Source organism: Azonexus hydrophilus (assembly GCF_905120355.1).
GTDB lineage: Bacteria > Pseudomonadota > Gammaproteobacteria > Burkholderiales > Rhodocyclaceae > Azonexus.
The window spans coordinates 119,862-132,782 of sequence record NZ_CAJHOB010000003.1 but is presented as its reverse complement, the minus strand read 5'-3'; the positions used below and the strand labels follow the sequence as shown (position 1 = coordinate 132,782).

General features: G+C 61.4%; 10 protein-coding genes. 9 read left to right on the top strand and 1 reads right to left on the bottom strand.

The window, feature by feature from the left end:
• Positions 1–55 precede the first annotated feature (55 nt).
• The gene (gene mpl / locus JYJ39_RS03325) at positions 56–1,402 is read left to right on the top strand and encodes a UDP-N-acetylmuramate:L-alanyl-gamma-D-glutamyl-meso-diaminopimelate ligase (protein ID WP_205202190.1); all 1,347 of its coding nucleotides are present in this window, start codon (positions 56–58) and stop codon (positions 1,400–1,402) included.
• 449 nt (positions 1,403–1,851) lie between these two features.
• Positions 1,852–3,219 (top strand): group II intron reverse transcriptase/maturase, encoded by a 1,368-nt coding sequence (ltrA, locus tag JYJ39_RS03320; RefSeq protein ID WP_240189523.1) that lies wholly within the window; start codon positions 1,852–1,854, stop codon positions 3,217–3,219.
• A 107-nt stretch (positions 3,220–3,326) separates the two neighbouring features.
• Here ltrA and JYJ39_RS03315 read toward each other — a convergent pair whose 3' ends face one another.
• The gene (locus JYJ39_RS03315) at positions 3,327–5,603 is read right to left on the bottom strand and encodes an NADP-dependent malic enzyme (protein WP_205202050.1); all 2,277 of its coding nucleotides are present in this window, start codon (positions 5,601–5,603) and stop codon (positions 3,327–3,329) included.
• 279 nt (positions 5,604–5,882) lie between these two features.
• Between JYJ39_RS03315 and JYJ39_RS03310 the strand changes: the two genes are divergently transcribed.
• The 7 genes from JYJ39_RS03310 to ccoP all read left to right on the top strand — a co-directional run bounded on the left by JYJ39_RS03310 (position 5,883) and on the right by ccoP (position 12,839).
• Positions 5,883–6,650, top strand: coding sequence for a 3-hydroxyacyl-CoA dehydrogenase (locus JYJ39_RS03310; RefSeq protein ID WP_205202048.1), 768 nt, complete (start codon positions 5,883–5,885; stop codon positions 6,648–6,650).
• Positions 6,651–6,707: 57 nt separating this feature from the next.
• A complete protein-coding gene (locus JYJ39_RS03305; protein WP_205202046.1) occupies positions 6,708–9,164 on the top strand; it encodes a heavy metal translocating P-type ATPase in 2,457 nt (818 codons plus the stop codon).
• Positions 9,164–9,385, top strand: coding sequence for a cbb3-type cytochrome oxidase assembly protein CcoS (gene ccoS / locus JYJ39_RS03300; protein ID WP_205202044.1), 222 nt, complete (start codon positions 9,164–9,166; stop codon positions 9,383–9,385). The genes JYJ39_RS03305 and ccoS overlap by 1 nt, the downstream gene beginning before the upstream one ends.
• Positions 9,386–9,666: 281 nt before the next feature.
• On the top strand, positions 9,667–11,094 hold the full coding sequence (ccoN, locus tag JYJ39_RS03295) for a cytochrome-c oxidase, cbb3-type subunit I (RefSeq protein WP_205202043.1): 1,428 nt from the start codon (positions 9,667–9,669) through the stop codon (positions 11,092–11,094).
• 9 nt (positions 11,095–11,103) lie between these two features.
• Entirely contained in the window at positions 11,104–11,745 is a 642-nt protein-coding gene (ccoO, locus tag JYJ39_RS03290) for a cytochrome-c oxidase, cbb3-type subunit II (protein ID WP_240189530.1), read from the top strand.
• Positions 11,746–11,754: 9 nt separating this feature from the next.
• Positions 11,755–11,949: a cbb3-type cytochrome oxidase subunit 3 gene (locus JYJ39_RS03285; protein ID WP_205202041.1), complete on the top strand. Its 195-nt coding sequence runs from the start codon at positions 11,755–11,757 to the stop codon at positions 11,947–11,949.
• A complete protein-coding gene (gene ccoP / locus JYJ39_RS03280; RefSeq protein ID WP_205202040.1) occupies positions 11,946–12,839 on the top strand; it encodes a cytochrome-c oxidase, cbb3-type subunit III in 894 nt (297 codons plus the stop codon). Before JYJ39_RS03285 ends, ccoP begins: the two co-directional genes overlap by 4 nt.
• Positions 12,840–12,921: the final 82 nt, after the last annotated feature.

The following is a 12,921-nucleotide window of genomic DNA, read 5'->3' as shown; positions in this document are numbered from 1 at the left end:
GGAAGATGCGGGGAGCTCAGGTAGAATGCCGCCCATTCTAACCACAGCCAACGTCATGCACATTCACATCCTCGGCATCTGCGGCACTTTCATGGGCGGCCTGGCACAACTGGCCGTGGCAGCAGGGCACCGCGTCAGCGGCTGCGATGCCAATGTCTATCCGCCGATGAGCGAGCAGCTGCAGCAGGCGGGCATTGCTCTGACGCAAGGCTACGACGCTGGGCAAACTGCAGTGCAGCCGGATGTGTTCGTGATCGGCAATGCCATTTCGCGCGGCAATCCGTTGCTGGAGGCGATTCTGGATCAGGGGCTGCCCTATGTGTCCGGGCCGCAGTGGCTGGCCGAGAACGTCCTGCGCGGGCGCTGGGTGCTCGGGGTTGCCGGCACGCACGGCAAGACCACCACCAGCGCCATGCTCGCCTGGATACTCGAAGAGGCCGGCATGGCGCCCGGTTTCCTCATCGGCGGCGTGCCGAAAAACTTTGGTGTCTCGGCGCGTCTCGGCGACACCCCGTTCTTCGTCATCGAAGCTGACGAATACGACACGGCCTTCTGTGACAAGCGCTCCAAGTTCATCCACTACCATCCACGCACGCTGGTGCTGAACAATCTGGAGTTCGACCACGCCGACATCTTTGCTGACCTGGCGGCCATCGAAACGCAGTTCCATCATCTTGTGCGGACTTTGCCGGCCAGCGGCCTGATCGTCAGCAACGGCAACGAGGCGGCGCTGGAGCGGGTGCTGGCACGGGCCTGCTGGACGCCGGTGGAGCGCTTCAACCATGCGGGCGGTTACCGGGTGAGCGGCGACGATGCCAGCGGCGAGCTGGTCCTGCACGGGCCAGCGGGCGAGATTGGTCGCTGTCAGTGGGCGCTCACTGGCGAACATAACCGCGCCAATGCCTGTGCAGCACTGCTGGCGGCCCGCCACGTCGGGGTCGGTTTTACGCATGGCCTGGCGGCACTGTCGCGTTTCGCCAACGTCAAACGACGCCTGGAAACGCGCGGCGAAGCCGCTGGCGTGACGGTGTACGATGATTTCGCGCATCACCCGACGGCGCTCGCCACCACCCTGGCCGGGCTGCGGCGCAAGGTGGGCAGCGCGCGCATCCTGGCGGTGTTCGAGCCACGTTCCAACACCATGAAGCTGGGCACGATGAAGGCGCAACTGCCGGCCAGCCTGGCCGACGCCGATCTGGCCTTCTGCTACAGCGGCGGCCTCGACTGGGATGCCGCCGCCACCCTCGCCCCCCTCGGCGCCAAGGCGCAGGTGCATGCCGACCTGGATGCACTGGTTACCGCCATTGCTGCCCAGGCCCGTCCCGGCGACCATGTGCTGGTGATGAGCAACGGCGGTTTTGGCGGGGTGCATGAGAAATTGCTGGCGGCACTCAGCGCTTGATTTCAGTTTTACCGGCGCGCTACGCCGGGACGTAAAAAAACCGCCGTGGCCGGCGGTTTTTTTGTGCTCGTGCGCCCAGCATGGGCGCACTCCTGCGGGTGGAAGTCCCGTCGTAAGTTGATCACAGCGAACGAAGTGAAGCGCAACTGCATGAGGGTGACCGAGTGTGGGGAGGAAGCGTGGATCGTAATCTGCGAGCCGATGGACAAGAACCGGATAGAAGGCGCTACCGAGCAGGGCGAGCGGGCAAGTAAGCGCGAAGCTCTGGTGATCAAGGCGAAGTGGCGTAGATCCGGCGGTTGTGCAGAGAAGGAGTGCGTTCTTACCTGGGGAGATCTCGCCTTGTGCCTGAAAGGGCGACGCGGTGAAGCGGAGCGAGAAGTCAGCAGCGGCCGTAGTAGTTGCCGGTATGGGGCGAAGGGCCAAACGAGGAGGAGTGTTTTTGCGCCATGTTGATGCGTGAAGCTTTGCGTCAGATGCCTGGGCAACCGGGGCGGGTGCCGGTAGCGGACGGTGAAGCCGTGCGTGCAAGCACCAGCGACGAAGCGACACGCCCGCGATGTGAAACGGGAGACACAGGGTCAGCGTTGCTGTTGGCAGCGCTGACGAGGGAGAACCTGCAACAGGCGTGGAAACGGGTGCGGGCCAACAAAGGTGCGGCTGGCGTGGATGGCCGGGATATTCCCGAGACAGCCCGCTATCTGCAAACGGCGTGGCCGGCTATCCGTGAGCAGCTATTGCAGGGGACGTACCGACCGAGTCCGGTACGGCGGGTGACGATTCCGAAACCGGAGGGTGGTGAGCGTGAGCTGGGCATCCCGACGGTGACGGATCGACTGATCCAGCAAGCGCTGCTGCAAGTCTTGCAGCCGCTGCTGGACCCGACGTTCAGCGAGTACAGCTTCGGATTCCGACCGGGTCGTAGTGCGCAGGAAGCGGTGGTTCGTGCGCAAGCCTACGTCCAGTCGGGACGCCGAATCGTGGTCGATGTGGATCTGGAGAAATTCTTTGATCGGGTCAATCACGACATCCTGATGAGTCGCCTCCAGAAACGAATCGGAGACGCTGGAATCCTCCGGCTGATCCGGGCGTATCTGAACAGCGGGATCATGCAGGATGGCGTTGTCGTGTCGCGGTATCAGGGGACGCCGCAAGGCGGACCACTGTCGCCGTTACTGGCGAATGTCTTGCTGGATGAAGTGGACAAGGAACTGGAACGCCGGGGTCATTGCTTCGTGCGCTACGCGGATGATGCGAATGTGTATGTTCGCAGCAAGAAGGCTGGTGAGCGGGTGATGGCGCTGCTGCGGAGGATGTACGCCAAGCTGCACCTGACGGTCAATGAGGCCAAAAGTGCGGTAGCGAGTGCATTCGGACGCAAGTTTCTTGGCTTCAGTTTCTGGGTGGCGCCGAAAGGCGAGATCAAATGCAAGGTGGCGGCGAAGCCGATGGCGGCCTACAAGCAGCGGATCAGACAACTGACCCGACGCTCAGGCGGTCGCAGCATGGCGGAAGTCGTCGAAAATCTGCGCCCCTATGTGCTGGGGTGGAAAGCGTACTTTCGGTTATCGCAGACGCCCACGGTCTGGCGTACGCTGGACGAGTGGATGCGACACCGACTGCGGGCCATCCAACTCAAGCACTGGAAGCGTGGGACGACGATGTATCGGGAATTGAAAGCGCTGGGTGCGTCAGAAACTGTGGCGCGTCGGGTGGCTGGAAATGCCCGTAGCTATTGGCGTAATGCCGACCGGCTACTGAAAACGGTACTGACCATCGCCTACTTTGATCGACTCAGGGTGCAGCGTCTCTCATGACCTCAACTTCTCGAACCGCCCGGTGCGGACCCGCATGCCGGGTGGTGTGGCAGGGGCGCAGCCTATAATGGCTGCCCCCTATGCCGATCGTTGCTGCTGTGCGCTGTTCAGCGTTCCATCGATTCCACGACGGCCAGTGCCGTCATGTTGATCAGGCGGCGCACGGTGGCGGTGGAGGTCAGGACGTGCACCGGGCGGGCCATGCCAAGCAGGATGGGGCCGATGGTGACGCCTTCGCCGCTGGTCATCTTCAAGAGGTTGTAGGAGATGTTGGCGGCGTCGATGTTGGGCATGACCAGCAGGTTGGCTTCACCCTTGAGTGCGCAATCGGGATTGGCCTGGCGGCGGATGGCTTCGTTGAGTGCCGAATCGCCGTGCATTTCGCCATCGACCTCGAGTTCGCCGGCCGACATGGCGGAAATGAGGCCAGCGGCCATGCTCATCTTGCGTGCCGATTCCGAGCTGGCAGAGCCGAAGTTGGAATGCGAGAGCAGGGCGATTTTGGGTTGGCTGCCGAAGCGTTTGACCTGCTCTGCGGCCATCAGGGTCATTTCGGCGATTTCCTGGGCACTCGGGTTTTCATTGACATGGGTGTCGCAGAGGAACAGGGAGCGACCGGGCAGCATCAGGTAGTTCATCGCGGCAATGGTGTTGACGCCGGGACGCTTGCCGATCACCTGGCTGACGACGCCGAGGTGGTGACTGTACTGGCCGGTCATGCCGCAGATCATGCCGTCGGCGTAACCCAGTTTGAGCAGCATGGCACCGATCACCGTCGGCTTGCGGCGCAGGGCTTCCTTGGCCAGCGCCGGGGTGATGCCACGGCGCACCATGAGTTTGTGGTAGGCCGTCCAGCATTCGCGGTAGCGTTCGTCGCTTTCCGGGTTGACGATGTCGAAATCGATGTCCGGGCGGATGCGCAGGCCGGCTTTCTGGAGGCGACGTTCGATGATGTCGCGGCGGCCGATCAGGATGGGGCGGGCGAATTTTTCTTCAATCACCACCTGGATGCCACGCAGGACGCGTTCTTCTTCCCCTTCGGTGTAGATGATGCGTTTGCCTTGTGCCTGCCGGGCCGCCTGGAAGATGGCGCGCATGCCGACGCCGGTGTGATAGACGAATTCGGACAGCTTGGCGCGATAGGCCACCCAGTCGGTGATGGGGCGGGTGGCGACGCCAGAATCCATGGCTGCCTGGGCGACGGCGGGGGCGATCTTGACGATCAGGCGCGGGTCGAAGGGTTTCGGAATCAGGTATTCCGGGCCGAAGGAGAGGGTCTGGCCAGGGTAGGCCATGGCGACTTCGTCGGTGACTTCGACTTCGGCCATTTCGGCGATGGCACGTACGGAAGCGCGCTTCATTTCTTCCGTGATGCGGGTGGCGCCGACATCGAGGGCGCCACGGAAGATGAAGGGGAAGCAGAGCACGTTGTTGACCTGGTTCACGTAGTCGGAACGGCCGGTGGCGATGATGGCGTCCGGGCAGACTTCCTTGACCAGTTCCGGCATGATTTCCGGGGTCGGGTTGGCCAGCGCGAAGATCATCGGCTTGGCGGCCATGGTCTTGACCATGGCCTGGCTGACGACTCCGGCGGTGGACAGGCCAAGGAACACGTCGGCGCCGACCATGGCATCGGCCAGGGTGCGCTTGTCGGTGTCCTGGGCGTAACGGGCCTTGGTTTCGTCCATGCCGCCCGGACGGCCGACGTAAATGACGCCCTTGGAATCGCAGACGGTGATGTTTTCACGCTTGACGCCGAAATCGCACCACAGGTTGAGGCAGGAAATGGCGGCGGCGCCGGCGCCGGAGCAGACGACCTTGATTTCGTCGATTTTCTTGCCGACGACTTTCAGGCCATTGAGCATGGCGGCAGCGGAAATGATGGCGGTGCCGTGCTGGTCATCGTGGAAGACGGGGATGTTCATCCGCTCCTTCAGCTTCTGCTCGATGTAGAAGCATTCTGGCGCCTTGATGTCTTCCAGATTGATGCCGCCGAGTGTCGGTTCGAGCGCGGCGATCATGTCGATCAGCTTGTCCGGGTCGTTTTCGGCGAGTTCGATGTCGAACACGTCGATCCCGGCGAATTTCTTGAACAGGCAGCCCTTGCCTTCCATGACCGGCTTCGAGGCGAGCGGGCCGATGTTGCCGAGGCCGAGAACAGCGGTACCGTTGGTGATGACGCCGACCAGATTGCCACGCGAGGTGTAATCGGCAGCGCAGGCCGGATTGGCGACGATCGCTTCGCAAGGGGCGGCAACGCCGGGCGAGTAAGCGAGGGCCAGATCACGCTGGTTGGTGAGACCTTTGGTCGGTTGTACGGCAATTTTGCCGGGGTTGGGCAAGCGGTGATATTCAAGCGCGGCGTCGCGCAGATCCTTTTCCACGAAAATTCCTTGGCAGACAGGTTGGAAGGGCTGAAAACTGGCTGCGGCGATCGAAATCGGCATGCAGCGGGCCATAATTATAAGGGACTGCGCCACTTGCGCGGTACCTTACCCGCTGTCGCTATGTGACATTCTGTATCCGGCTGCAGCGCATGCTGGCGGGGCAATCGTTGTCTTGGTTTCAAATGCCGGGGCGGTTAAGATTGTGCTGGTGTCCATACGCTACCGTCTGGGGCGTGGGGCGTGCAAGTAGTTAAAAAACAACTCAGGAGAATAAGCATGCAGTTGAAAGACAAGGTTTTTGTGGTGACGGGTGGGGGTTCCGGCCTGGGCGCGGAAACGGCGCGCGGCCTGGTCGCTGCCGGGGCCAAGGTGTTGCTGGCCGATGTCAATCAGGCCGCCGGTGAGGCCATGGCGGCCGAACTGGGTGCGGCGGCAAAGTTTGTCGCCACGGACGTGACCAACGAGGCCTCGGCGACGCAGGCGATCCAGACCGCGATCAGCGCGCTGGGGGGAATTCATGGCCTGGTGAATTGCGCCGGTGTGGCGCCGGCCGAAAAAGTGGTGGGCAAGGAAGGCCCACATCGCTTGGATAGCTTCGCCAAGGTCATCAACATCAATCTGGTGGGCACCTTCAATATGCTGCGCCTGGCGGCTGCCGAGATGCAGAAGAACGAACCGGATGCCAATGGCGAGCGCGGCGTCATCATCAATACTGCGTCGGTTGCTGCTTATGAAGGGCAACTGGGTCAGGCCGCCTATGCCGCATCGAAGGGTGGCATCGTTGCCCTGACCCTGCCGGTGGCGCGCGAGTTGGCGCGCAGCGGCATCCGCTGCATGACGATTGCCCCGGGTATCATGGAAACCCCGATGCTGCTGGGCATGCCGCCGGAAGTGCAGGATTCGCTCAACAAGATGGTTCCCTTCCCGGTGCGCATGGGCAAGCCGGCTGAATATGCCGCGCTGGTGCGCCATATTGCGGAGAACGCTTACCTGAATGGCGAGGTGATCCGTCTGGACGGTGCCATCCGCATGGGGACCAAATAAACTATACTCGGACGCTGTCCTGGTTCTTGAAGGCACTTCGGTGCCTTTTTTATTTGCATGACTGACGCTACTTCCGACGCTTCCTGTTACCACTGCGGCTTGCCGATTCCTGCGGATGTCGATCTGGCGGTCACCATCAACGATGTGCCGCAGACGATGTGTTGCCTGGGCTGTCAGGCGGTGGCGCAGTCGATCGTCGACAACGGTCTGGCGGATTATTACCGCAGCCGCGATGCCCTGCCGGAGTCGCCGCGCGATGCGCTACCCGCCATCCTCGATCAGGTCGCCCTGTTCGATCATGCTGAATTCCAGAAGAGCTTTGTCAAGGCGCTCGGCGAGCATGAGCGCGAGGCTTCGCTGCTGCTTGAAGGCATCACCTGCTCGGCCTGTATCTGGCTGAACGAGCAGCACATCGGCAAGTTGCCGGGGGTGGTGGCGGTCGATATCAATTACACCACGCGGCGGGCGCGGGTGCGCTGGGATGAGCGGCAGATCAGGCTGTCGGCCATTCTGCAGGCGGTGGCGGCCATTGGTTACCGGGCCTATCCCTATGATGCGGCGCGTAACGAGGAGATCACCCGCAAGGAACGGCGGCAGGCCATGTGGCGCCTGTGGGTGGCCGGTTTCGGCATGATGCAGGTGATGATGTACGCCTACCCGGTGTATATCGCCAACGGCGAGATGAGCGTCGATATTGAAACCCTGATGCGCTGGGCTAGCCTAGTGCTGACCGTGCTGGTGGTGTTCTATTCATCGGCGCCGTTTTTCCGCAATGCCTGGCGTGACCTCAAGCTGTGGCGGGTGGGGATGGATGTGCCGGTGGCCTTGGGGGTGGGCGGTGCCTTTGTCGCCAGTTGCTGGGCAACCGTGCAGGGCGGCGGCGAAGTCTATTTCGATTCGGTCACCATGTTTGTGTTTTTCCTGCTTGGCGGGCGTTATCTAGAAATGACGGCACGCCAGAAAGCCCTGAGCGTGACCGAGGCGCTGACCAAACTGCTGCCCGCCTTTGCGCAAAAACTGGCGCAATTCCCGCAGGCGCGTGAAACGGAACAGGTGCTGGTGGCGGATCTGGCGGTGGGTAATCACGTTCTGGTGCGTCCCGGTGAAATCATTCCGGTGGATGGGGTGGTGGTCGAAGGCAGCAGCTCGGCCGATGAGTCGCTGCTGACGGGCGAAAGCCGCCCCGTGGCGAAGCTGCCCGGAGATGCCGTGACCGGCGGCACGATCAATGCCGAGAGTCCGCTGGTGGTGCGCGTCGAGCAGGTGGGCGAGGCGACGCGCTTGTCTGCCATCATCGCTCTGATGGAACGCGCGGCGATGGAGAAGCCGCGCATCGTCGAGCTGGCTGACCGCATTGCCGCTTATTTTGTTGCGGTTCTGCTGCTGGTGGCAGCCGGTACGGCGCTCGGCTGGTATCTGGTGGATCCGTCCAAGGCATTGTGGATTACCGTGTCGGTGCTGGTGGTGACCTGCCCCTGTGCCCTGTCGCTGGCGACGCCGATTGCCCTGACGGTTGCTGCGGGTTCTTTGGCGCGCGATGGTTTGCTGGTGACGCGTGGACATGCGATTGAGACCCTGGCGCGGGCCACTCACTTCGTGTTCGACAAAACCGGCACCTTGACCAGCGGCCAGATGCGGCTGATCGATGTGCTCTGTCTGCGCACCGATGTGTCGCGCGAACGCTGTCTGGCGCTGGCGGCAGCGTTGGAGCAGGCGTCTGAGCATCCGCTGGCGCAGGCCTTGCGCACGGCGCAGGCGGGAGTGGATCTGCCGCCGGTGAGTGAAGCGGTCAGTGTGCCGGGTCAGGGGATTGCCGGCGAGATTGCCGGCCAGATGTACCGCATCGGCCGTCCGGCCTACGCCCTTGCCGAATCAGGGCAACAGCTGCCGCCAGCGGCGGAGGCCTGGCTGGAAAGCGGTGATACGGTGGTGCTGCTGGCCGATGCGGCCGGGGCGCTGGCGTTGTTCCGCATCGGCGATGAGTTGCGGCCGGAAGCTCGTGGCTTGATCGATCGCTTGCGGGCGTACGGTAAGGAGGTCGTGCTGCTGACCGGCGATGCGCCGGCTGTGGCGGCCTGGGTGGCGGCAGCCCTTGGGATCAGAACCGTGCATGCCGGGGTGACGCCCGATGGCAAGCACGCCTGCGTCAGCGAGCTGCAGGCGGCAGGCGCGGTGGTGGCGATGGTCGGCGATGGCGTCAATGATGCGCCGGTGCTGGCGCTGGCTCAGGTGTCGATTGCCATGGGCGGTGGTGCGCAGCTGGCGCGGACACAGGCAGATTTCGTCCTGCTGTCGGAAAATCTGGCGCATCTGCAACACGGCCTGCAGCGGGCGGCGTTGACCCTGGTGGTGATCCGGCAGAATCTGTGGTGGTCATTTGCCTATAACATTGTGGCGTTGCCGGCAGCGATTGCCGGTTACGTCACCCCCTGGATGGCGGGCATAGGAATGTCCCTGAGCTCGCTTCTGGTGGTCTTGAATTCGCTGCGTATCCAGCGTCTGGAGGTGGATTGATGGAAGTGGTCTATCTATTGGTGCCGGTCTCGGTAGTGCTGGTGTTCGGGATTGCCGTGGCGTTCTGGTGGTCGGTGAAAAGCGGCCAGTTCGACGATCTCGAAGGGCCCGGCTTCAAAGTGTTGATGGACGATGACGAAGCTGCCCAGGGGCGAATTGCAGAATCGACGCCGGAAAAAAACAAGGAAAAAATGTTACCAGTTGACCCAGGTCAACCGTAGTTGCAGGGCAAGTGCGCATCATACGCACCCAGGCGAGACCGGGTGTCTCGCATTGATTCTCTGTTGGGGTTGGGGTGCGTTGCGACGCACCCTTTTTTTGCGCGCAAAAAGCTGTTTGTCGCAGAGGTGGTAGGAAAGCGCGAAGGGTTGCGACCAGATAAATGGTAGGTTGATCTAGGTCAAAACACCCCCTTTCAGCTAGAATACCATCCGCGTCTAGGTGCCGTCCCGGGGTTTTTGGATGGGCGGCATTCCGTTTTTCATTAACGAGAGGTGGGTTCATGTCTGGAACACAAACCACATACAATGACAAGGTTATCCGGCAGTTTTCCGTGATGACCGTCATTTGGGGTATCGTCGGCATGCTGGTCGGCGTCATCATTGCTGCACAACTGGTCTGGCCGGAGCTGAATTTTGGCCCTTGGCTGACCTTCGGGCGTCTGCGTCCGCTGCACACCAACGCGGTGATTTTTGCGTTCGGTGGCTGCGCTCTGTTCGCCACGTCGTACTGGTGCGTTCAACGCACCTGCCACACCCGCCTCTGGGGCGGTCCGCTGATCCCACTGACCTTTTGGGGCTGGCAACTGATCATCCTGCTCGCTGCCATCAGCTTCCCGCTGGGGATCACGACGGGTAAGGAATACGCGGAACTGGAATGGCCGATCGACATCCTGATCGCCGTCGTCTGGGTATCCTACGCTGTGGTCTTCTTCGGTACCATCGCCACGCGCAAGGTGTCGCATATCTACGTCGCCAACTGGTTCTTCGGCGCCTTCATCATTGCGGTGGCCCTGCTGCACATCGTCAACAGCGCTGAAGTGCCCATCACCCTGACCAAGTCCTACTCCGCCTACGCCGGCGTGCAGGATGCCATGGTGCAATGGTGGTACGGCCACAACGCCGTGGGCTTCTTCCTCACCGCCGGCTTCCTCGGCATGATGTACTACTTCGTGCCGAAGCAGGCCGGTCGTCCGGTGTATTCCTACCGCCTGTCGGTGGTGCACTTCTGGGCGCTGATCTTCACCTACATGTGGGCCGGTCCGCACCACCTGCACTACACCGCGCTGCCGGACTGGACGCAGTCGGTCGGCATGCTGTTCTCGCTGATCCTGCTGGCGCCGTCCTGGGGCGGCATGATCAACGGCATCATGACCCTGTCGGGTGCCTGGCACAAACTGCGCGACGACCCGGTTCTGAAGTTCCTGATCACCTCGCTGTCCTTCTATGGCATGTCTACCTTTGAAGGCCCGATGATGTCGATCAAGACCGTGAATGCCCTGTCGCACTACACCGACTGGACCGTCGGCCACGTGCACTCCGGCGCTCTGGGCTGGGTGGCCATGGTGTCGATCGGCTCCATCTACTACCTGCTGCCGCGTCTGTTCGGCAAGTCGGGCATGTACAGCACCGGTCTGGTGACCGCTCACTTCTGGATCGCCACCATCGGTACCGTGCTCTATATCGCTTCGATGTGGATTGCCGGCGTGATGCAGGGCCTGATGTGGCGTGCGGTCAATGCCGACGGCACCCTGGCTTACAGCTTTGTCGAATCGGTCAAGGGTTCCTATCCGTTCTGGGCGATCCGCTGGCTGGGTGGCGTGTTGTTCCTGGTTGGTATGATCATCATGGCCTACAACATGTTCAAGACGATGGCGGGCGGCAAGGTGCAGAACGTGCCGGTGATCGCTCCGGCTGCTCATCACGCCTGATTAGGGGGAATAACAATGCTTAAGCATGAACAAATCGAAAAGAGCGTCGGTCTGCTGATCGTGCTCACCTTGCTGGTGGTGAGCGTCGGCGGCCTGCTGGAAATCGTGCCGCTCTTCTTCCAGAAGTCGACCACGACGCCGGTCGAGGGCGTCAAGCCCTATAGCGCGGTGCAGGTCGCCGGGCGTGACGTTTATATCCGCGAAGGCTGCTATCTGTGCCACTCGCAGATGATCCGTCCGTTCCGCGGCGAAACCGAGCGTTATGGCCACTATTCGGTGGCTGGCGAGTACGTCTATGACCACCCCTTCCAGTGGGGTTCCAAGCGTACCGGGCCGGATCTGCATCGTGTCGGTGGCCGCTATTCGGATGAATGGCAGCGTGCCCACCTGATGAATCCGCGCGACGTGGTGCCGGAATCCAATATGCCCGCCTTTGCCTTCCTCGCTGATACCAAGGCGAAAGCTACGGTCGGTGCCGACATCGAGAAGAAGATGGAAGTTCTGCGCATGTATGCCAATCTGCGCAGCCTGCCGACTTACTCCGATGACGACATCAAGGGTGCCAAGGCTGCCATTGGTGAAATGAGCGAAATGGATGTTCTCATTGCCTACCTGCAAGGTATGGGTACGGCGCTGAGCACCATCAAGTAAAGACAACCAATGGACATCAACGATCTGCGTTCCATCGTCACGGTTGCGGGATTGCTCTGCTTTCTCGCCATCGTGGCCTGGGCTTACGGCAAAAGCAGCAAAAAGGGGTTTGAAGAAGCCGCCAACCTGCCGTTTGCAGAAGAAGATGATCACGGCCCGGCGGGCGACCGCCGTGCCATCGCTGAGACAAAGGAAAGCAAATGAGCGATTTCGTGAGCGAATTTTGGAACCTGTACGTCATCGTGATCGTACTGGTGAGTGTGGTTGGTTGCTGGGTGTTCCTGCTCCTGCAGAGCAAGGCAAAGTTCACCCCGGGAGTGCCGACCGGCCACGTTTGGGATGAAACCCTGGAGGAATACAACAACCCGATGCCGAAATGGTGGAGCTGGCTGTATGTTCTGACCGTGGTTTTCGCCTTGGTCTATCTGGCGCTCTATCCGGGCCTGGGTAACTTCAAGGGGATGCTGGGCTGGACTTCGGCCGGTCAGCACACCGCTGAAGTGGCCAAGATGGATGCAGCCGTCAAGCCGCTGTACGACAAGTACAAGGCAATGGATCTGCAAGCGGTCGCGGCCGACAAGCAGGCCATGGAAATGGGCAAACGCCTGTACCTGACCTACTGCATGCAGTGCCACGGTGCCGATGCACGCGGTGCCAAGGGTTTCCCGAACCTGGCCGATGCCGACTGGCAGTGGGGTGGCGAGCCGGCACAGATCGTGGAAACGATCACCAACGGCCGTATGGGTGTGATGCCGCCGCATGAGCAACTCGGCGCCGAAACGATCAAGGATCTGGCTAACTATGTCCGTTCCCTGTCGGGTCTGCCGAACGATTCCGTTCGTGCAAGCAAGGGCGCAACCGCGTTCAACGAGGCAGGTTGTTCGGGCTGTCACGGTCCTGACGGCAAGGGCATGCAAGCCTTGGGGGCACCGAATCTGACCGACAAGACCTGGCTCTACGGTTCTTCGGAAGCCGTCATCATCGACGGTATCTCCAAGGGTCACAGCAACAAGATGCCGGCCTGGGGCGAGTTCTTGGGTGAGTCGAAGGTGCATCTCCTGGCTGCCTACGTTCTGAGCGTGAGCGCTAAATAAGATGTCATGGTTTGGGAGAGGGTCTTGCGCCCTCTTCCTTTTTTCCATCGGTCTTATCAAAATGGCACGGTTCGGCCTCGTT

Excerpts from the sequence above, each read along its gene's own strand:
- mpl (WP_205202190.1), top strand. The coding sequence starts at position 56 with ATGCACATTCACATCCTCGGCATCTGCGGCACTTTCATGGGCGGCCTG.
- JYJ39_RS03310 (WP_205202048.1), top strand. The coding sequence starts at position 5,883 with ATGCAGTTGAAAGACAAGGTTTTTGTGGTGACGGGTGGGGGTTCCGGC.
- ccoS (WP_205202044.1), top strand. The coding sequence starts at position 9,164 with ATGGAAGTGGTCTATCTATTGGTGCCGGTCTCGGTAGTGCTGGTGTTC.
- ccoN (WP_205202043.1), top strand. The coding sequence starts at position 9,667 with ATGTCTGGAACACAAACCACATACAATGACAAGGTTATCCGGCAGTTT.
- ccoP (WP_205202040.1), top strand. The coding sequence starts at position 11,946 with ATGAGCGATTTCGTGAGCGAATTTTGGAACCTGTACGTCATCGTGATC.
- JYJ39_RS03285 (WP_205202041.1), top strand. The coding sequence starts at position 11,755 with ATGGACATCAACGATCTGCGTTCCATCGTCACGGTTGCGGGATTGCTC.
- ltrA (WP_240189523.1), top strand. The coding sequence starts at position 1,852 with ATGTTGATGCGTGAAGCTTTGCGTCAGATGCCTGGGCAACCGGGGCGG.
- JYJ39_RS03305 (WP_205202046.1), top strand. The coding sequence starts at position 6,708 with ATGACTGACGCTACTTCCGACGCTTCCTGTTACCACTGCGGCTTGCCG.